A 20,019-nucleotide genomic window follows, 5' to 3' on the forward strand; every position below is an offset into this window, starting at 1 on the left:
TCAATCAACATGTAAGCGGATTGCCTCCACTTTCGTTGTATCTTCATAATGCTTAAACTTTTGCCCTTTAACCGCCACAAAAATACACCCCCTAGAATTTCATCGGAATAACCTAGGGGTTTTTCCAATGTCTATTCTAAGGGGTGCACTTCACCGTAGTGAGGAGATCTTTTTTTATTGACGTTCATAAAAATGGGTAATTATAGTTGGATGAACGAGGAAGGAATAAATAGTACATGAAATAAAAAAGTTTGTGCATGTACAGTAGGAAGTGCGAGTCAAGAAGGGCAGCAAAAAAGGTTGAACATGGCTTCGTCTTGTTCAGCCTTGTTTTGCGTGTTTTGTGAAGGCTTGTGCAACTAAATTTTATATCTTTTTTGAAAAATCGTATAAATCTAGCTCTTTCAAGTAAGTGTTGTTAGTGATTAAGCTTATTATTGTATCACGGGTATTTGTCCCCTTTGGCACTTTTTTATGCCTACTGTACAATATCCATCTGAGGCATGCGATCGCTTCAAAAAGCTGAACGTCATTTTGTGAAATTGGATTTGTTTTTAGATAAGCAGTACGAAATGCAGAAGCATTCTGTTCAGACACATAAATGCTCTTTAAAACGAACGACCATGCAAAATCATACCTTATGTCACCTAACTGACCATTGGTCCAATCAATGACGGTATACTTTCCATTATTTTCGAGTATATTTGCTAAATGAAAATCACCGTGTATCATTTGTTCTTGATTCATCTCTGTCATGCTCAAAAAATGTGTTAATGCGAGCAATAAATCGGGATGTTCTTTTATGGCAGAATAAAAGTAGTCGATGAAGTCATACTTTGGAAGCTGTACATGTAAGAGCTCTTCCACTGGAGTTTGATGGATACTTGCTAGTAGGAGCGCAAGATCGGACATTTTCTTTTTATTTACTTTCTTAACGGCTGCTCCGTCAAACGATGTGAACAATACCTTTTCGCCATTAGCGTTCATCCCCCAGCCAATAGGCTTCGACACGGATAATCCACGGTCAAAGAGTGCATTCAATAAATGAAACTGGAAACTAACATCAGGTCTGGAGTCCTTGTTCCATATTTTTAATACATAGCTTGTTTGCTCCAAAGTGACCTTTACCACCTCAGCTTCAAAACCTTGATCCATTGTAGAAATGGCTAAGTTATCTTCTTGTTGCAATAGATGATCGATAAGGTCATTTTTCGCTATCCAGTCTATCGATTTAAGCGAATATATCATAAATAATCTCCCTTTCAATAAATATTTACAACTTCTGCTTTTGCAAAAATTGTACATCTTTGCTGCTTCTTTGCATATAAAAAAATGGAATGCTATTGACCTGTTCTTATTAAAGAACTAAAATATACATATTGTCTGTTATAAAGTGTTAGTTTGTGTTGTTTTTGTTCAGCTTTACGTTTAGATCTAATCTGGCCGAAGGAGAATATTATGATAGGGGAACGGATTAAAAGTCTACGGGAAAAAAAGGGCTACTCGATCACGAAGCTTGCTGACCTAGCGGGCGTATCCAAGTCCTACTTGAGCTACATTGAACGCAATATGCAGAATAACCCATCTCTTCAGGTAATGGCAAAAATAGCAGCTCCACTAGACTCTAACATTGAATATTTACTCGGAGAAGAGCATTTACCAAAGATTCATATGGATGAAACGTTGGATGAGGAATGGCGAGTCATTATTAAAAATGCGGTTGATGAAGGTATGAGCAAGGGTGATTTCCAAGCACTAAAAGACTTGATCCGTTCAAATATGTGGAAGGAAAGCAGAACGGAGACGAATGTCTACTCTGCTGACAAAAAGAAATCATCAAATATTATTATTCTTCATATCGATAACTGACATGGAATAAAAAGTCGGGAAAGTGTATTGACATGTTCTATATAAAGAACTAATATTGTGTTATTGTTCTTTATAACAAACATAGTAAGCAGGTGTGCAAATGGAAGGTAAACGGCTGGAGGATTCACAAGCATTGCATCATGATCAAGACAGAGTGAAGATTAAAGAAATAAATCTCAAAGCATTATTTCTCACGGTAAAAAAACGTCTGTGGATAGTCATGGTCATTACTATTCTCTTTACAGTCGCTGCAGGCTTCTTTAATTCAAAGCCTGAAACGCCAATGTATGTATCAAACACGCGGATGATCGTGGCTGCTTCCTCGGATATGATGGGCACAGTGAGGGTATTGTTCAGAGAGCCAATCGTTTTGGATCAGGTAATTGAAAAGCTCGGTCTTAATCTTTCGGCAGCAGCATTACGAAGCCAAATTAGAGTAGACAGTGTAGATGCCTCGCTTGTTACCGTAGTTTCTGTTATGAATACCGATCCAAGGCTTGCAGCTGAGATCGCAAATACAGCAGTGGAAACCTACAGGCAAGTAGCATCGGAAGTGCTTGGAATTACGAGCATCAGATTGTTGACGAAGGCAGAAGAAAATCCTTTCCCAATTAATGAAAAAAGCAATCGTATCGTGTACATTGCCTTCTTGCTGGGCATGATTTTGAGCGTAGGGTTAGTATTCCTGCTAGATTCACTCGATGATTCTATCAAATCAGAACGAGAAGTGGAAGAGCTGCTCGGCCTAACGATGCTTGGTCAAGTTAATAAAATTAAACGAAAAGATTATGCTAGCAGTCGTTTTAAAAAACAAAAAAGCATTTCTGTAAGAGGTGAGACGATTGGTTCGTGAACGGCAAAAGGTGTCAAAGTCTTATGTAAACAAAAGCTTACTCGCTTATATTAATCCGCATGGCATCGTTTCGGAGCAATATCGAACCATTCGAAACAATATTCATTATGCAGCGAGCGGCGGCAAGGTGCGTTCTTTACTGGTTACTTCGCCCTCAGAGGGTGAAGGGAAATCGACAGCGGCAGTCAACTTAGCAGTCTGTATGGCACAACGTGGCGATAGAGTGCTGATCATCGACGCAAATTTTCGCAATCCAATCATAAACAAAATCTTTAATGTGCAAACCTCGCCAGGCTTGTCGAATGTTTTAGGGCAGCAGCTCGAAATTCGTGAAGCGATTTATAATACGGAGGTCGAAGGACTCGATATTTTGCCAAGCGGGCAGCGCCTCTATAATTCGACAGAACTGCTCGATTCACAGCTCATGGTAGATGTAATGGCATTTGCAGATGAGCATTATGACATGGTCCTGCTGGATTGCCCGCCGGTTCTTGGCGTTCCGGATACGAATGCGCTGGTAAGTAAATGTGACGGCGTACTCTTGCTTTTAAAACATGGGAAAACACAGCAGGAGCTTGCACTGGAAGCGAAACGTGCATTGTTGTTTGCAAAAGCTAATATATTGGGTGTCATACTAAATAAGTAGAGCGTTTGATGATATCAATCGGATAGCGCTTTTTTTACGGACTATTGTTCTTTATAAAGCACATTAAGTGTTTGTAAAGGCAATTTCATTCGGTAATGTCTCCTCACCGTTATCAATGGAGGCACTCGGCCATACTGTGGGTTGCAAAAAAACCTTAGACGCGAGTCGTCAAGAGTGTGGTGTGAGGCGGGGTTCGATGCCCCTGGACTCTATTTTAGAGTCTTTAACTAAATGGTTTGGTATAAAGCCTTTTAGTTAAACACTCTAAGAGTGTAGCAGAGATATGAAACTTGATTTTTTTAAGCCAATAATTTCGTTTGTTTTTCTATATCTGAAGAAAGGGTGAATGTTCTTTGACGTATCGACAAAGATTGTCTTTATTGATTTTAATCGACTCCATTATCGTTTTTACCGCCATTTTTTTTAGCAGGTTGTTGCTAAGTGCTTCACTTGATGTGGTGACTGCACCCATTGTAATTAGTTCAATTACTTTGCTATTAAGCCATCATTTCTTTTCCTTCTACTACAATTTGTATAAGAAGGCATGGGAATATGCGAGTGTAGGGGAGCTATTGATTATTACAAAGGCCGTTTCCTTCTCGATCTTTGCAGCAGCGATTATTCAGCAAATTGTGATGCAGGATGTGTTTTTCAGGCTGCTGGCCGTGACCTGGATGATTCATATGCTGTTAATCGGAGGATCGAGGTTATGCTGGAGAATTTTCCGTGGCAGCTACCAGAAAAATGCTGGATTGCGTAAAAGCACGTTAATTGTTGGTGCTGGCTCTGCGGGTACGATGCTTGCCCGTCAGCTCCTTAGCAACAATGATATGGAGCTATTGCCAACTGCGTTCATAGATGACGATGTAAACAAACATAATCTAGATATTATGGGCATTCCGGTGTTGGGCGGAGTTGAAAGCATTGCGAAGGTAGCGCTTGATTATGAGATTAACAATATCGTTATTGCGATACCCTCACTGAGCAAAAAACAGCTCAACACGATTTTTAGCGAATGCGCTAAAACGAAAGCAAAAACACAAATCATTCCTATGCTTGAGGATTTGGCTACCGGCAGAGTGTCGGTTAGTCAATTTCGTGATGTTCAGGTTGAGGATTTATTAGGGCGTGAGCCTGTAGAGCTCGATATTGAGAGTATTTCAGGTTACGTCACTCAGAAGGTCGTTATGGTAACAGGCGCTGGGGGCTCGATTGGATCTGAGGTGTGCAGGCAGGTTTCGAGGTTTTTACCGGAGAAGCTTATTTTGCTTGGACATGGAGAGAACAGCATCTACTCCATTGAGATGGAGCTGAAAGAGCTTTACGGACATACAAAAATAGAATTTGTGACAGAAATCGCCGATATGCAAGACGCAAATAAAATGCTGGCCGTTATGCAAGCTCATCGTCCGCAGGTCGTTTATCATGCAGCAGCACATAAGCATGTTCCACTGATGGAGAGAAATCCAGAGGAAGCGTTCAAAAATAACGTAATGGGAACCTTGAATGCGGCAAGAGCAGCCAGCCAAGCTCGCGTGGATACGTTTGTCATGGTATCGACCGATAAGGCGGTTAATCCAACCAGCGTTATGGGCGCGACAAAAAGGATTGCAGAGATGGTCATTCAGCATATGGACCGGTTCAGCAATACCAAATTTGTAGCGGTAAGATTCGGCAATGTTTTGGGCAGCCGCGGCAGCGTTATTCCGCTGTTCAAGAAGCAAATAGAGAAGGGGGGACCCGTAACGGTTACACATCCGGACATGGTTCGCTATTTTATGACCATTCCTGAAGCTTCAAGGTTAGTCATTCAAGCTGGTGCACTTGCCAGAGGCGGTGAAATCTTTGTCCTCGATATGGGTGATCCGGTTAACATTACCGATCTTGCACAAAATGTCATCCGGATGTCGGGCTACTCGGTCGAGGAAATCGGCATTGAGTACACAGGAATTCGCCCAGGCGAGAAGCTATTCGAAGAAATGCTTAAGGATGATGAAATCAATGAAAAGCAGGTTTATCCAAAAATCTACATAGGCAAATCATCCGAGATTTATTTTGAACATATTGAAGAAATTATTGCCCTGCACGGGGGAATGAGCAAAGCAGAATTGCGTACAAGGCTGCTGGATCTAGCGAATAATGTCGTAGAGCTTCCTGGATTTGCATCTGTAACAGGTTAAAAAAAGAAGGAGTTGCATAAAAGTTATGAAGGTTAGAAAAGCGATAATACCAGCTGCTGGTCTGGGTACAAGGTTTCTCCCAGCAACAAAAGCGATGCCAAAAGAAATGCTGCCAATCGTCGATAAGCCAACTATTCAATATATTGTGGAAGAAGCGATTGAATCAGGCATCGAGGACATTATTATTGTAACGGGTAAAGGAAAACGGGCAATCGAGGATCATTTTGATAACTCACTTGAGCTGGAGCAAATTTTGACTGCCAAACATAAATACGATTTATTAAGTGAAGTGCGCAAATCAGCGGATATGGTAGATATTCATTATATCCGCCAAAAGGAGCCGAAGGGGCTTGGGCACGCCATATGGTGCGCTCGCAAATTTATTGGCGATGAGCCGTTTGCCGTACTGCTTGGGGATGATATTATCTCAGCGGAGAAGCCTTGTATCAAGCAGATGATCGAAAAATATGATGAGTATCATACTTCGATTATCGGCGTGCAGCGTGTGGCGGATGAAGCCGTATCTCGCTACGGAATTGTAGATGGCACTCTTATGGAAGAATCCTTCCACCGGGTTAGACATTTGGTCGAGAAGCCATCCAAGGAGCTGGCGCCATCGAATATGGCGATTATGGGCAGGTATATTTTGAACCCGGCGATCTTCGACATTCTCGGAAATCAATCGCCTGGAGCGGGCGGAGAAATACAACTGACCGATGCGATTGCTGCTTTAAACTTAATGGAAGCCGTATACGCTTATGAATTCGAAGGCAAGCGTCATGATGTGGGTGAGAAAATGGGCTTTATCCAGACGACGATTGAATTTGCTCTTCAGCGTGAGGATTTGCGTTATGAGCTATTAAACTATTTATCGCAAATGGTTGAAAGAGAATCTGCTAGAAAATAATTCTAGTATAGGATGGTAGAAGCATGCCAAATAAAATTTTATTTTGCGCAACGGTTGATTATCATTTCAAGGCATTTCATATGCCTGTTCTCGAATGGTTTAAGCAGCAAGGGTGGGAGGTCCATATCGCCGCAAAGGGCGAGCTGGAGCTCCCTTTTGTTGACCGGAAGTTTAATATTTCCATTGAGCGCTCACCGTTCCATTCCAACAATGTCAAAGCATACCGAGAGCTGAAGGCAATTATTCAGCAGCAGGATTATAATATCATTCATTGCCATACGCCAATGGGCGGCGTGTTAGCAAGACTCGCGGCACAGCCGGCGAGAAAACAAGGAACAAAAGTTATTTATACCGCGCATGGTTTTCATTTCTGCAAAGGTGGCTCGCTCCTGAACTGGATGCTTTATTATCCAATTGAGAAGAGACTATCCAGCATGACGGACTGTTTAATTACAATCAATACAGAGGACTATCAGCTCGCTGTCACCAAAAAATTTAAAGCAAAGCGGATCGCTCATGTTCATGGTGTTGGCGTAAATACAACACATTTTAAGCCTTTGCAAAAGCTTGATAAATGGCGATTGCGTCAGGAACTCGATTATCGCACGGACGACTTCCTTATGTTTTATGCTGCTGAATTTAACCGAAACAAAAACCATCAACTGCTCATTCACGCGTTGGCCGCTATTAAAGAGGCGGTACCGCATGGCCGGCTGCTGCTGGCTGGTAAAGGGCCTTTGCTTGAGGAAAGTCAGGCTCTGGCAGAGCGATTAGGAGTTGGATCGATGGTCCATTTTCTTGGCTATCGGACAGATATCGACCGGCTGCTGCCCATGTGCGACGTCGCAGTAGCATCCAGCCTGCGTGAGGGATTGCCCGTCAATTTAATGGAGGCCATGGCCTGCGGGCTGCCCATTGTTGCCACGCGGAATAGAGGCCATTCAGAGCTCGTTATAGATGGCGAGAATGGATTCGTGCTGGAGCCAACCGATATGGAATTATTTGCTGACCGGTTAAGGAAGCTGAGTGAATCGCTGGAGCTGAGGCAGCGGATGGGGGCGTTTAGCCTTCAAATGGTACAGAAATATGGTTTGCTTCAGGTGAAGCTAGAGCTTAATGAAATATACAAGTCCTTTATGTTGGGGGAACAAAATGAATCCCAAAGTCAGTATCATCGTGCCTATATTTAATATGGAGCTGTATTTGGATAGATGCTTGAATAGCTTGCTAGAGCAAAGCTTATCTGACATAGAGATTATTGCAGTAAACGATGGATCTACGGATTCCAGCTTAAGCATTCTTCAGGAATATACGGAACGGGATTCACGAATCATTGTTATTAATAAAGAAAATGAAGGTGTGTCCGCTGCACGAAACGATGGTGTGCTGGCAGCAAATGGGGAGTACATCGGATTCGTTGATCCAGATGATTGGGTGAATTTAAAAATGTATGAAGAAATGTACGAGTGCGCTGTGGAACAAAACGTTGATATTGTGATGTGTACGTATATTCGGGAGTTTGGGACACATTCGAAGGAAAAGCGCTTCAACATGCCTGACAAGCAATTGTATCTTATGGATGAGGTACAAACGACTATGCTAAGGCGGCTTGTTGGTCCATTAAAGGAAGAGGTAGCGAATCCCGAATATCTGGATGCTTGGGGGACGGTATGGTCAAAACTTTATCGTACATCATTGCTGAAAGACAATAAGGTGAAATTTAAAGATCTCAGCATCATAGGCAGTAATGAGGATACACTCTTCAACATTCATGTCTTTTATAATGCTGAATCTTTTTTGTTTCTGAATCGTCCTTTTTATCATTATTGGCGGGCAAATACTACTTCAATTACATCCACTTATAACCCGATGCTCGCTGAGAAGTTCGAAAAGCTCTACTGTTCAATTGAGTCTTTTATAGAGGCAAAGCAGCTTCAGATTGAATATAAAATAGCTTTTCACAATCGGATTTGTATGAATGTAATAGGACTTGGTCTTAACATCATGAGTAATAAAAAATCATCCTCGATGCTTACAAAGGTAAAAGCTTTGCAAATGATGTTGAATGGGAATCGGATAAGAAACTCTTTCATGCAATTTGATGAAGCGTATTGCCCTTTAGTGTGGAGGGTGTTTTTTTTATGTGCAAAAAATAAGTTTTCTTTAGGTATTTATTTGATGCTTACGGCTGTGAATTGGATGCGTATAAAAAATGTGGGGAGGGCTAAAGTTGCAACCAGTAAGAATCTTGCAAGTGGTAATGATCATGAATCGTGGCGGTTTAGAAACGATGCTAATAAACTATTACCGTCAGATGGATCGAAGCAAAATTCAGTTTGACTTTATCGTTCATCGACAAGCTGAAGGACACTACGATCAAGAGATCCTAGCATTAGGTGGTAAAATTTACCGAATGCCTCAGATTAGGCCGGGAAATTATTCTCAATACTTTAAAAGCCTTGATCAATTCTTTATAGATCATCCTTACTATAAGGTCGTTCATGCTCATATTAATGAGAATAGTAGTTTTATTCTAAAAGCAGCAAAAAAGGCGGGAGTTCCTTGTCGAATCACTCATAGTCATTTAAGTGATCTAGGTATAGATATTAAGCTGCCATTCCGTCTGTATGCAAGACTAACGATGAAGGATAATCCTAGCAGCTACTTTGCATGCTCACAAAAAGCAGGTAAATGGCTTTTCGGAAAAAAAATAGCTGATTCCGGTAAAGTAGTTGTATTAAATAACGCTGTTGATGTAAGCCAGTTTTCATTTAATCAAACTATTCGTGATGAAATAAGAGAGGAGCTCTCGGCGGGAGATCGATTAGTTATTGGTCATATTGGAAGGTTCACTGAACAAAAAAACCATGATTTTTTGATAGATGTCTTTAAAGCTGTTCATGACAAAAAACCTAATTCAATGTTGGTATTAGTTGGTGAGGGTCATTTGAGAAATGCGATTGAGAAAAAAATAGAGAAATTAGGTTTAACAAATTGTGTGAAAATACTCGGTGTACGAAAGGATATCTCCAATCTCTTGCAGGGAATGGATATCTTTTTGTTCCCTTCTTTATTTGAAGGATTGCCCGTTGTTCTAGTAGAAGCACAAGCTTCAGGGATACAAAGTATTATCTCAGATACGATTACTACGGAGACAGATGTAACAGGCAGGCTTCAATTTATTAGCTTAAAGCAAACTGCAGATTATTGGGCTGAGCAAATTATTAATACTTCCCCTGGGCATGTGGACACATCGGACTCTCTGAGAGAAAAAGGATACGATACTTCTACTATGGCAAAATGGTTATCTGACTATTATATGAATCAGATGCCCATGGCTGTTTTAAGGTAAGAGGGGGGATAGTGTATTGAAACCGATGTTGACTGTTTTTACACCTACCTATAACCGGGCATATACACTGCATCTTTGTTATGAGAGTCTGAAACGTCAAAGCTGCAAAGATTTTATATGGCTCATTGTTGATGATGGATCTACGGATAATACGAAGGAACTAATCGAGAGTTGGGTTCAGGATAATCAAATACCGATTCAATATCATTATCAGAATAACCAAGGCATGCATGGCGCACACAATGCTGCTTATGAACGTATTGAAACAGAGCTTAATGTTTGTATAGATTCGGATGATTATTTAGCAGATGATGCTGTGGAGAAAATAACTGAATTTTGGAAGACATCTGGCAGCAAACAATACGCGGGTATAGTAGGCTTAGACGTCTCTCAGGATAACGAGATAATTGGTACTAGGCTTCCTGAACATGTGAAACAATCAACTCTTAGCGACTTATATGCTTTGCATTCAGTAAAAGGTGATAAAAAGCTGGTATATCGTACTGATATTATGAAAAAATATCCGCCATACCCTTTATTCGCAGGTGAGAAATATTGTCCCTTATCATACAAATACATTTTGATCGATCAGGATTATCAATTACTAATCATGAATGAGGTACTGTGTGTAGTTGAATATATGCAAGACGGATCTAGCTTAAATATCATTAATCAGTATAAGAAAAATCCACATGGGTTCTCATTCTTCCGAAAGGTTGCTATGTTATATGCTCCATCCTTGAAAGAGAGAATTCGCGAGGCAATTCATTATGTTTCCAGCAGTATCATTATTCGAAATAAAAACTTTCTTAAAGAGTCACCTCGTAAAGGAATTACAATGTTAGCAATTCCGTTAGGGGTGTTACTTTACATTTATATTCAGAATACGAGTAAAACAACGGTTGCTGTTAAGAAAAGTCACGGTTAGCAAGTGCGAAAATGATTGTAAAGGAGGGATTAAATAATATGACGATACTGTGGTTCACCCTGGTTATTGTATTCACAGTTGCTCTTACAGCTAGATATTTTTCGGTTCAAGCAGGGCTAGCCCCTGCTCTAATTAAACCAAATAAATTTTTAGCTGTAATAGCAGCACTTGCACTTGCTACGGTATCGGGTTTGCGGATAAACATTGGTGATACATTTCTTTATATGCATAGCTATTCAATAGGTGATTTTAGTTGGAACACTGTTGTCCGAAGCCAAGACAAAGGTTTTAATATATTCCAAATGCTGCTAAAGCAAATATCGGATGATCCGCAAATTCTTGTTTTAACGACCGGAGTGCTAACAAACGTACTGATAGTAATCGTCTTGTATAAATATACGAGATTATTTGAGTTAAGCGTATATCTATATATAACGACAGGTACGTTTACAATTTCTATGAACGGAATAAGGCAGTTCTTTGCAGCTGCTATCGTTTTTGCTGCAACTAAATATTTACTAGAAGGCAAATGGAAGCCTTATATTTCGATTGTAATATTCGCCTCTTTCTTTCATCAAAGTGCTCTAATAATGATCCCGATGTATTTTATTGTGCGTAGAAAAGCATGGACAAAAACAACCTTCTTGCTTTTATCTGTAGCTGTTCTTATCGTTGTAGGCTTTAATGCTTTCTCTGAGCTATTATTTTCGGCGATTAAAGATACCCAGTATGGTCATTATGATAGTTTCAAAGAGGGTGGAGCTAATGTACTTAGAGCAATCGTATGGATTATTCCACTTGTTATCGCTTTTTTTGGAAGAGAAAAATTAAAATACTTATTTCCTAAATCAGATATTTTGGTTAATATCTCACTAGTTGGCGTTGTTTTAATGATTATTTCTACCCAAAACTGGCTTTTTGCAAGATTGGCGATTTATTTTAATTTATATCAGCTCATTCTAATTCCTTGGTTAATTAAAGTTTTTCGTGAGAAGGATCAAAAGCTTATATATATTGTTATTTTAGTTTTTTATTTTTTATTTTATTTTTATGAATGTGTTATTGCGCTGGATTTGGTTTACAAAAGTGACTATTTGAAATGGCCGCTTTAGGAGGGAATTAAATGAACGAAAGAATTAAGATACCACGAATTGTCCATTATTGCTGGTTCGGGCGAGGAGAGAAACCAAAGAAGATTGTAAAGTGCATGAGAAGCTGGCAGAAACATTTAGCTGATTATCAAGTGATGGAATGGAATGAAGACAATTTTGATATTTCTACTAATCGATATGTAAAGGAAGCTTACGAGGCAAAAAAATATGCTTTTGTAAGTGACTATGTTCGCCTGTATGCTCTTCATAAGTACGGCGGCATTTACTTGGATACGGATGTGGAAGTTATAAAACCCTTAAATACTTTTCTGTATCACGAGGCCTTCTCTGGATTCGAAGATGAGAAATTTCTACAATCCGGTACGATGGGTGCTGAGAAAGGACATATTTGGATTCATGAGTTGCTGAAAAATTACGATAGTCGAAGCTTTTTGCTTCCAGATGGTTCGTTAGATTTGACTACCAATACAGCAGTCATTTCTGAAATTTGCAGAAAGCATGATTTGAAGTTAAATGGTGAGTATCAGGTGTTGAGCAACGGCGTTACCTTTTATCCGCGTACATACTTTAGCCCGTATGATTATATTAACGGTGGGAATTACATAACAAATGACAGTCATACCATCCATCACTTTGCACAATCATGGCTTCCTGCTCATGTTCGTATGAGAGGAGAAGTTAAAAGAATTGTGAGCCGATTTGTTGGCCCAAAAATGATTTCAAAAATGAGACAGCTGCTATCATCGCGGTAACGAGTATTTAGAATGAAATACAGGAGTCCATACATATGCCAAAACGATTGTTTGATTTAATTATTTCTTGTCTTTTATTAATTGCTTTATCGCCTATTATTGCTATAACTGCGGTGTTGGTACGATTTAAGCTTGGTTCACCAATTTTATTCAAGCAGCAGCGTCCAGGTCTGCATGGCGTTCCTTTTTTAGTATATAAATTTCGAACAATGACATCGGAGAAAGACAGTTTAGGCCAGCTGTTGCCTGATCATTTAAGGCTGACGGCTTTTGGGGTTTTTATGCGCAAGTTTAGTCTTGACGAGCTTCTGCAGCTTATTAATGTAATCAAAGGAGATTTGAGCTTGATTGGGCCGCGTCCGCTGCTTATGGAGTACTTGCCTCTATATAACGAAAAGCAAGCTAAGCGCCATCTTGTCAGGCCTGGAATTACAGGCTGGGCTCAAATTCATGGTAGAAATGCGGTCTCGTGGGAAGAGAGATTTGAGTATGATGTGTGGTATGTGGAAAACCAAAGTTTAAAATTAGACTTAAAGATACTGCTGCTTACAGTTAAGAAGGTTATTAAATCTGAAGGTGTATCAAATGGTAATTATGTGACCATGCCTGTTTTTCAAGGAACGACAACAAATAGTGAAGGATAAAACCATTTCTCAAGCTTTATACACTCGAGAGGTGGTTTTTTATTTTGAAATACTAAAAAAGGATGTGTGGCAACGTGTCAGCGAATGAATTGAAAAAGATTTATTTATCCCCTCCTCATATGAGTGGTAAGGAGAAAAGTTATATCGACGATGCATTTGAGTCGAATTGGATTGCTCCACTTGGCCCCAATATTGATGCTTTTGAGAAGCAGATAGCAGCTTACGCAGGTACTGCAGACGCGGTAGCAGTGAGTTCAGGCACGGCGGCAATACATCTATCATTACAACTACTTGGAGTAGGTGCAGGAGACTTTGTATTTTGTTCAAGTTTCACGTTTGTCGCAAGTGCTAATCCGATTCGTTATTGCGGAGCTGAGCCCATATTCATTGATTCTGAGCCAGATACTTGGAACATGTCACCAGTAGCGTTGGAATATGCATTTAAAGATGCAAATCGTAAAGGTAAGCTGCCGAAAGCAGTTATTGTTGTTCACTTATACGGTCAAGTATCAAAGATGGATGAGATTATTTCATTATGTGAACAGTATGAAGTTCCTCTAATTGAGGACGCTGCGGAATCGCTAGGCTCCACATATAAAGGCAAGCAAAGCGGCTCCTTTGGAAAGTTTGGCATCTATTCATTTAATGGAAATAAAATTATAACGACATCGGGCGGCGGCATGCTCGTATCAGACGATGTGGAGCTTTTAAAAAAGGCTCGTTTTCTAGCTACGCAAGCAAGGGATACTGCCGCACATTATCAACATAGCAGCATGGGTTTTAACTATCGAATGAGTAATTTATTGGCAGGTGTAGGCAGAGCTCAATTAGAGGTACTGGATGATCGAGTAGCAGCGAGAAGAACGGTATTCGAGAACTATTTGGGTGCATTCTCGGACCGTAGCGGCATCAGCTTTATGCCTGAATTAATGAATACCAAATCCAATCGCTGGCTTACTACTTTAGTACTGGATGAAATGGAGACAAACACGACAATTTCTGAGCTTCTGTATGCACTTACAGCAGCTAATATAGAAGCGCGTCCGCTATGGAAACCTCTGCATTTGCAACCGCTGTTTGAAAACTGCCGATTTTATGCTCACGCAGGCGATGAATCTATTTGTGAACAGTTATTTATGCGTGGTATTTGTTTGCCCTCCGGTTCGAGCATGACACTAATTGATCAAGTAAGAGTAATTGATTGCATGAATGATGTTTTCGATAGAGCGGAGGAAAAGAGCATTCAATCGGCTTAAACAAATAATTAAAGATAACGTTCACCAGTTTCTCTTGATCGGATCGATTTGGCAGGCGTTCCGTATGCGACCTTATAGGAGGGGATATCGGTTAATACGGTCGACCCGGCTCCAATAACGGTATGCTCACCGATCGTAATACTATGCACAATATTTGCACCTAAAGAAATGACGGAGTAATCGCCAATGTTTACATTTCCACCAGTACCTGCTTTAGGGGCTAAGGTCACGCAGTTGCCGAGAGTTGAATCATGGTCTACCGACGATTGAGAATATAATACGCAATGTTCTCCTATTGTTGTATCGCTATTAACAACGCAGCCAGCCATAACGATTGTTCCATCTCCAATCTTAACGCCTCTTGCAATAGAGGCAGCCGGGTGAATAGCTTTAATAAATTTAAATTGAGGATGAATATGTGAGATGTTTTTTGCAATAGTAGAACGCAGCCAACTATCTCCAATAGCAACGAAACCACAGCTTATGATATCAAGGTTTGCTGCTAGCCAGTTTTCATCTCCTAAAACTTCATAACCGTAAACAATTGAACCAACTGGCTTGAATCCATCCAGTAAGCCAACAATTTGATACAGACCTTCTCTCTCAATTGTATCGATTACGGCTTTTGCATGACCGCCAGCACCATACACGATAATATTTTGCACGAGCTTTCAACCTCCCTATTTGTTAAGTCCAAACATTTAACTCTTCCATTCTAGCAGATTAAGTCGTTATTTTCTAAAAGAATAGTGAATGTATGGAATGTTTATTGACAGATATTAGGCTAGGTGATAATCTGTATCTATGTTCGTTTTATAGAACAATATTTAAGTTATTGTTCGTTATTGGCTAATCAGTTAGAAGGAGATATTCATGAATAACAACGTTACTCTCCATAATGAAGAACTGTCTGACGAATTACGATTAATGCTCGCTTTTCTTTCGTCAGACGATGAAGCGGATCAGTCCTTCGATTATCAGGAGCTGCTGCAAAATGCGGATTGGGACCGGTTTATCGAGCTTGTTAGGCATCATCGGGTGTTTCCAACTATCAATCGCAAGCTTCAGCAACTGAAATCAGCAGAAATCCCGGTGTTTGTTACCCAAATGTTTCAGCGTGACTATTATCGGAATACCTTGCAGATGCTTACGCTCAGTGGAGAGATGGAACAACTCGCAAAGGAATTTTCTGAACGTGGCCTACGTTCGCTGTTTTTAAAGGGGCCGGTTATTGCTGCGGATTTATATGGAGACGTATCGCTGCGTACCTCTTGTGACCTCGATCTCCTTATACCCCTCAAAGAACTTGATCAGGCGGAAGCACTTCTGGTGTTCCTTGGGTATGAGAAGGATGAATATATTGTTTCGGTGCTAAATGATTGGAAATGGAGACATCATCATACTACTTTCGTGCATCCCGAAAAAGGTATAAAGGTAGAATTGCACTGGAGATTGAACCCAGCTCCTTCTAAGGAGCCAAGTTTTAATGATCTATGGAGCCGTAAGCGAAAAAGCGCTTTAATTAGCCGTCCGATTTATTATTTAGGAAGAGAAGACCTATTTATGTTTCTTGTTTCTCATGGTGCACGTCATGGTTGGTCTAGACTTCGCTGGCTGCTGGATATTAAACAGCTAGTTAATCAGAAGCTTGATTGGCCAAAGTTGAACCGGCTGCTTTCCAAGCATAACTATTCCCATATTGGTGGGCAGGCGATATTACTCGCAGCACGTTTATTATCTTCTCCTCTTCGCGATGAAATGAAGCCGCTTCTTGCAGGAAGGAAGGCATATTGGCTCGCGGAGGATGCTATGTTTTATATTAATCGGCTGGTTAATCTACATTCCCCGCCGATTCCAGAAGAAATTAGAAGCTATCATGAACGATATCTTTTTGCCTTACTGACAATTCCGCAAAAAATACAGTTTATTGCAAGTTTTCTATTTCCTTATCCGGAAGACGTCGAGACGTTACCTCTTCCTAAGAAACTTCATTTCTTGTACTTTCCTCTTCGTCCTTTTTTGTGGATATGGAGGAAAACCAAAAAAAAAATCTACAACGTATAAAATGTGATTTTTTAAGTTAGGGGATAACGATGAAAAACGTGCTAATTGCTTCCTATGATATGGAGGTTGGGGGGGTAGAACGAAGCCTTGCCGGTATGCTGGATGAGTTTCAATATGACTATTTTAATGTCGAGTTGATGCTGTATCGGCATAAAGGAGATTTTATGTCGCTTCTAAATGATAGAGCAAATCTTCTTGAAGAGATTCCGCAATATGCTTCTTTCCGAAAAGGTATTGGAAGCCTATTGAAATCGAAACAGCTGCATTTAGGAATTGCTCGCCTCCTATCAAAAATTCATGCGCGCATAATTGGAAGTTTAAAGGGAATACCCGAATCGGGATATATTCAGCAACAGCTAATGTGGAAGTATGCCCTGCCGTTTCTTCCTAAGCTGACACCTGAATATGATATAGCGATTAGCTATTTATGGCCGCACTATTTTGTAGCAGAAAAAGTTAAAGCCAACAGAAAATTTGCATGGATACATACTGATTTTTCTACTGTCCATACCATAAGCAATATGGATTTGAAAATGTGGAATAAATTTGACCACATTATCGCAGTTTCCGATGCGTGCAGAGATTCATTTTTAGAGAAGTACCCTACTTTAAAAAATAAAACGATAGTTATCGAGAATATCATGTCGCCTGAATTCATCAGAAGCATGGCATTAGAGAGACTGCCAAGTAATCCAATGATTTCGGATAAACGATTTAAGCTTCTCACAGTAGGCAGATTGTCTCACGCCAAAGGAATTGATAATGCAGTTAAAGCCTTCAAGCTTCTTACCGACCAAGGATATGATGATATTGTTTGGTATATTGTTGGCTACGGCGGAGATGAAGTGATTATTCAAAACTTGATAGCGGAATATAAACTGGAAGATCGTTTTATTCTGCTAGGTAAGCAAATAAATCCATATCCTTTTATCGAAGCTTGCGACATATATGTTCAGCCTTCCAGATACGAAGGGAAAGCAGTCACAGTTACGGAAGCAAAGATATTGGGAAAACCAATCATCATAACGAATTACGCTACTGCAAACAGCCAAGTAAGCCATGAGGTTGATGGAGTTATTTCCGAATTATCCGTCGATGGGATTGCGAATGGAATACTAAGACTTTATCGAGATCAAGAGCTCAGGGAGCGCTTGTCAAAGAAATGTGCAGAAGTCGACTATGGAAATCGTCATGAGCTTGATAAGCTTTATAGCTTGTTTCAACCGAAAGAGAGGAGTATCGCGAGGTGAGTATAAAGCTAAGTGTGATCATTCCAGTCTATAATGCTGAGCCTTATATTAAACGCTGCATGGAGTCTCTTTTAAACCAGACTATACAAGATTATGAGCTTATTTTTGTAAATGATGGCTCTACGGATAATAGCAAGGAAATCATTGAAGAGTATCAGAAACATAATCGACAGATTATTCTTATTAATCAGGATAATAAGGGTGTCAGCATTGCTAGGAATGAAGGGCTAGCTGCTGCAGTAGGGGAGTATGTTGGTTTTGTTGATGCAGACGATGATGTTGAGCCGGAAATGTATCAGATTCTCTATGCAGCAGCAGTATCAGGGGATTGTGATGTTGTAATTTCAAACTATGAAAGTGAGCTTGATGGTCATTATATTATTACGAGGTATCCTTTCCCTAGTGAAGTTGTCCTAACCGAGGGCGAGATTCAAAAACAAATATTACCCTTCTTCTTGAAGAGTGATCAATTAAATACAGCATGCAACAAAATTTATCGAAAATTTCTCATTCAGGAGCATGAAATTGTTTTCCCTGCCAACGTTGCTCTTGGAGAGGACGGAATGTTTAATATTTTTTTCTTTAGTCATGCAAAGAAACTGAAATATATTGATTACACCGGATACCATTATCGTGAGACAAAAGAGAGTGCAACTAGAAATGTATCCAAAAAGGATTATTTTCAGCGTGCTATTGAGGTATATAAATCTGAGCTTCCTTTATGTTATTCGAATTTAATTAGTGAAGTAAATATTCAACAATTTAAAGCCATTAAACTAATCCATAGCGTATTGGCCTACATACATATTTATCTTGAACCCTCGGCGAATATGCTATTTAAAGACAAGACACATTATGTTAAAAGAATGATATTGCACCATGATGTCAGGGAAGCTTTGCCGATCTACTCCAAAGAAATGAGCGAAGAATTAGGGAAATATCAAAAAGCATTATTGTATCTTATTGATCAAAAGTCATTGCTAGGCATTTATTTGATAACGGCGTACAGCAGATACCGAAATAGAAAAGTAAGGGGGATAACAATATGAAGATAATGATGTTTGCTCATGATGGCAGTCTTAATCGAGGATGTGAAGCTATCGTACGATCTTCAACAGCTATTTTAAAGGAGAGGATAAAGGACGCTAAGGTGTATCTAGCATCTAATAATCCGGAAACCGATCAAATTATAGCCAAGTTGGATGGTATTTATGATGGTTCTAAACTTGAAATAAAAAAATACTCGTATGATTGGTTCCTATCTTCACTAAAGGTAAAACTTTATCAGGATGAATCTTATGCGCTCGGGAAAATCCATAACAATATTATAAAAAATATTGAAAATATGGATGTTTGCATGTCTATAGGCGGAGACAATTATTGCTATGGAGAGCAGCCAGGATGGTATGAAATTGACAGGAGAGTAAAACAACAAGGGAAAAAACTTGTATTGTGGGGATGTTCGATCGGAGAAGAAGATATGTCGGAAAGAAAGCTGGAGGATTTAAAGCTCTTTGATCTAATCTTATCTCGTGAGTCATTGACCTACAATATGCTTATCGGTAAAGGCCTTAAGAACGTAAAGCTTTGTGCAGATCCTGCATTCACTATGGAAAAAGAAGAGTTGGATTTGCCAAAAGGGTGGCAGGAAGGAAACACAGTTGGAATTAATTTTAGTCCGTTGGTATGGAAACGGAATAAACAATCGCAGGCTGCGATCGACGAGCTGATACGGCATATATTGAGTAAAACGGATATGACGATTGCCTTAACTCCGCACGTTATTATAAATGGGAACAATGATTATGAGGTGTTAAAAGGCTATTATGAAACTTACAAGCATACAGGTAGAATTATTCTTTTGCCGGATCATTTAACAGCGATTCAATATAAAGGTTATATCGCTAGAATGAGATTTTTTGTTGGTGCACGTACACATGCTACTATTGCTGCTTACTCCAACTACGTTCCGACGATGGTACTTGGATACAGTGTGAAGTCCAAAGGAATAGCAAGAGATATTTTTGGCGAAGAAAAGCTGGTACTTGGTATCGAAGAATTATCAAATAGTGTCCTATTAATTGAGAAATTCGATGAAATGGTCCAAGAAGAGGCAGAGCTGATACAGAAGCTCAAGCAGGTAATTCCAAACATTCAGAAAATGTCTTATAAAGCGGTGGATTATTTATGTGGTCTAACATGAGGT

General features: G+C 39.8%; 19 protein-coding genes. 17 read left to right on the forward strand and 2 right to left on the reverse strand.

Features of this window, described 5'->3' with window-relative positions; genetic code table 11:
• Positions 1–366: 366 nt before the first annotated feature.
• Entirely contained in the window at positions 367–1,188 is an 822-nt protein-coding gene (locus AC1DM9_RS22530; RefSeq protein WP_477582338.1) for a phosphotransferase enzyme family protein, read from the reverse strand.
• Between the two features lie 270 nt (positions 1,189–1,458).
• On the opposite strand from AC1DM9_RS22530, the gene AC1DM9_RS22535 reads away from it, so the two are divergent.
• The 13 genes from AC1DM9_RS22535 to AC1DM9_RS22595 all read left to right on the forward strand — a co-directional run bounded on the left by AC1DM9_RS22535 (position 1,459) and on the right by AC1DM9_RS22595 (position 14,499).
• Complete coding sequence (locus tag AC1DM9_RS22535; protein WP_076267870.1) at positions 1,459–1,869, forward strand: helix-turn-helix domain-containing protein; 411 nt, start codon at positions 1,459–1,461, stop codon at positions 1,867–1,869.
• Positions 1,870–1,969: 100 nt separating this feature from the next.
• On the forward strand, positions 1,970–2,722 hold the full coding sequence (locus tag AC1DM9_RS22540; RefSeq protein ID WP_477582340.1) for a YveK family protein: 753 nt from the start codon (positions 1,970–1,972) through the stop codon (positions 2,720–2,722).
• Positions 2,712–3,368, forward strand: coding sequence for a CpsD/CapB family tyrosine-protein kinase (locus AC1DM9_RS22545; RefSeq protein ID WP_477509340.1), 657 nt, complete (start codon positions 2,712–2,714; stop codon positions 3,366–3,368). Before AC1DM9_RS22540 ends, AC1DM9_RS22545 begins: the two co-directional genes overlap by 11 nt.
• Before the next feature lie 353 nt (positions 3,369–3,721).
• Positions 3,722–5,548 carry a polysaccharide biosynthesis protein gene (locus AC1DM9_RS22550; protein WP_339207721.1) on the forward strand — a complete coding sequence of 609 codons (1,827 nt, stop codon included), beginning with the start codon at positions 3,722–3,724 and terminating at the stop codon, positions 5,546–5,548.
• Positions 5,549–5,573: 25 nt separating this feature from the next.
• On the forward strand, positions 5,574–6,455 hold the full coding sequence (gene galU, locus AC1DM9_RS22555; protein WP_076267867.1) for a UTP--glucose-1-phosphate uridylyltransferase GalU: 882 nt from the start codon (positions 5,574–5,576) through the stop codon (positions 6,453–6,455).
• 23 nt (positions 6,456–6,478) lie between these two features.
• Positions 6,479–7,645 (forward strand): glycosyltransferase family 4 protein, encoded by a 1,167-nt coding sequence (locus AC1DM9_RS22560; protein ID WP_430057627.1) that lies wholly within the window; start codon positions 6,479–6,481, stop codon positions 7,643–7,645.
• Positions 7,608–8,795 (forward strand): glycosyltransferase, encoded by a 1,188-nt coding sequence (locus AC1DM9_RS22565; protein WP_477509339.1) that lies wholly within the window; start codon positions 7,608–7,610, stop codon positions 8,793–8,795. The genes AC1DM9_RS22560 and AC1DM9_RS22565 overlap by 38 nt, the downstream gene beginning before the upstream one ends.
• A complete protein-coding gene (locus tag AC1DM9_RS22570; protein ID WP_477582344.1) occupies positions 8,770–9,807 on the forward strand; it encodes a glycosyltransferase family 1 protein in 1,038 nt (345 codons plus the stop codon). Before AC1DM9_RS22565 ends, AC1DM9_RS22570 begins: the two co-directional genes overlap by 26 nt.
• Positions 9,808–9,823: 16 nt before the next feature.
• On the forward strand, positions 9,824–10,735 hold the full coding sequence (locus tag AC1DM9_RS22575; protein ID WP_477509337.1) for a glycosyltransferase family 2 protein: 912 nt from the start codon (positions 9,824–9,826) through the stop codon (positions 10,733–10,735).
• A gap of 38 nt (positions 10,736–10,773) precedes the next feature.
• A complete protein-coding gene (locus AC1DM9_RS22580) occupies positions 10,774–11,847 on the forward strand; it encodes an EpsG family protein (RefSeq protein WP_477582346.1) in 1,074 nt (357 codons plus the stop codon).
• 11 nt (positions 11,848–11,858) lie between these two features.
• The gene (locus AC1DM9_RS22585; RefSeq protein WP_477511050.1) at positions 11,859–12,599 is read left to right on the forward strand and encodes a glycosyltransferase family 32 protein; all 741 of its coding nucleotides are present in this window, start codon (positions 11,859–11,861) and stop codon (positions 12,597–12,599) included.
• 35 nt (positions 12,600–12,634) lie between these two features.
• The gene (locus AC1DM9_RS22590; protein ID WP_477511049.1) at positions 12,635–13,243 is read left to right on the forward strand and encodes a sugar transferase; all 609 of its coding nucleotides are present in this window, start codon (positions 12,635–12,637) and stop codon (positions 13,241–13,243) included.
• A gap of 119 nt (positions 13,244–13,362) precedes the next feature.
• Complete coding sequence (locus tag AC1DM9_RS22595) at positions 13,363–14,499, forward strand: aminotransferase class I/II-fold pyridoxal phosphate-dependent enzyme (RefSeq protein WP_477582533.1); 1,137 nt, start codon at positions 13,363–13,365, stop codon at positions 14,497–14,499.
• Between the two features lie 8 nt (positions 14,500–14,507).
• On the opposite strand, the gene AC1DM9_RS22600 is transcribed toward AC1DM9_RS22595, so the two are convergent.
• Positions 14,508–15,164 carry an acetyltransferase gene (locus tag AC1DM9_RS22600; protein WP_477511048.1) on the reverse strand — a complete coding sequence of 219 codons (657 nt, stop codon included), beginning with the start codon at positions 15,162–15,164 and terminating at the stop codon, positions 14,508–14,510.
• A gap of 208 nt (positions 15,165–15,372) precedes the next feature.
• Between AC1DM9_RS22600 and AC1DM9_RS22605 the strand changes: the two genes are divergently transcribed.
• Genes AC1DM9_RS22605 through AC1DM9_RS22620 form a run of 4 tightly spaced genes read left to right on the forward strand, consistent with a single transcriptional unit; the run spans position 15,373 to position 20,016 of the window.
• Positions 15,373–16,563 (forward strand): nucleotidyltransferase domain-containing protein, encoded by a 1,191-nt coding sequence (locus tag AC1DM9_RS22605; protein WP_477582350.1) that lies wholly within the window; start codon positions 15,373–15,375, stop codon positions 16,561–16,563.
• Between the two features lie 29 nt (positions 16,564–16,592).
• Complete coding sequence (locus AC1DM9_RS22610; RefSeq protein ID WP_477511046.1) at positions 16,593–17,813, forward strand: glycosyltransferase; 1,221 nt, start codon at positions 16,593–16,595, stop codon at positions 17,811–17,813.
• Positions 17,810–18,862 (forward strand): glycosyltransferase, encoded by a 1,053-nt coding sequence (locus AC1DM9_RS22615; RefSeq protein WP_477582352.1) that lies wholly within the window; start codon positions 17,810–17,812, stop codon positions 18,860–18,862. Before AC1DM9_RS22610 ends, AC1DM9_RS22615 begins: the two co-directional genes overlap by 4 nt.
• Positions 18,859–20,016: a polysaccharide pyruvyl transferase family protein gene (locus AC1DM9_RS22620; protein WP_477511044.1), complete on the forward strand. Its 1,158-nt coding sequence runs from the start codon at positions 18,859–18,861 to the stop codon at positions 20,014–20,016. Before AC1DM9_RS22615 ends, AC1DM9_RS22620 begins: the two co-directional genes overlap by 4 nt.
• Positions 20,017–20,019: the final 3 nt, after the last annotated feature.

The organism is Paenibacillus sp. 01T431 (genome assembly GCF_056398625.1).

What these genes read in the sequence shown, in the direction of transcription:
- AC1DM9_RS22535 (WP_076267870.1), top strand. Translation starts at nt 1,459, where the DNA reads ATGATAGGGGAACGGATTAAAAGTCTACGGGAAAAAAAGGGCTACTCG.
- AC1DM9_RS22540 (WP_477582340.1), top strand. Translation starts at nt 1,970, where the DNA reads ATGGAAGGTAAACGGCTGGAGGATTCACAAGCATTGCATCATGATCAA.
- galU (WP_076267867.1), top strand. Translation starts at nt 5,574, where the DNA reads ATGAAGGTTAGAAAAGCGATAATACCAGCTGCTGGTCTGGGTACAAGG.
- AC1DM9_RS22560 (WP_430057627.1), top strand. Translation starts at nt 6,479, where the DNA reads ATGCCAAATAAAATTTTATTTTGCGCAACGGTTGATTATCATTTCAAG.
- AC1DM9_RS22565 (WP_477509339.1), top strand. Translation starts at nt 7,608, where the DNA reads ATGAATCCCAAAGTCAGTATCATCGTGCCTATATTTAATATGGAGCTG.
- AC1DM9_RS22570 (WP_477582344.1), top strand. Translation starts at nt 8,770, where the DNA reads ATGGATCGAAGCAAAATTCAGTTTGACTTTATCGTTCATCGACAAGCT.
- AC1DM9_RS22580 (WP_477582346.1), top strand. Translation starts at nt 10,774, where the DNA reads ATGACGATACTGTGGTTCACCCTGGTTATTGTATTCACAGTTGCTCTT.
- AC1DM9_RS22585 (WP_477511050.1), top strand. Translation starts at nt 11,859, where the DNA reads ATGAACGAAAGAATTAAGATACCACGAATTGTCCATTATTGCTGGTTC.
- AC1DM9_RS22590 (WP_477511049.1), top strand. Translation starts at nt 12,635, where the DNA reads ATGCCAAAACGATTGTTTGATTTAATTATTTCTTGTCTTTTATTAATT.
- AC1DM9_RS22595 (WP_477582533.1), top strand. Translation starts at nt 13,363, where the DNA reads ATGAGTGGTAAGGAGAAAAGTTATATCGACGATGCATTTGAGTCGAAT.
- AC1DM9_RS22605 (WP_477582350.1), top strand. Translation starts at nt 15,373, where the DNA reads ATGAATAACAACGTTACTCTCCATAATGAAGAACTGTCTGACGAATTA.
- AC1DM9_RS22610 (WP_477511046.1), top strand. Translation starts at nt 16,593, where the DNA reads ATGAAAAACGTGCTAATTGCTTCCTATGATATGGAGGTTGGGGGGGTA.
- AC1DM9_RS22620 (WP_477511044.1), top strand. Translation starts at nt 18,859, where the DNA reads ATGAAGATAATGATGTTTGCTCATGATGGCAGTCTTAATCGAGGATGT.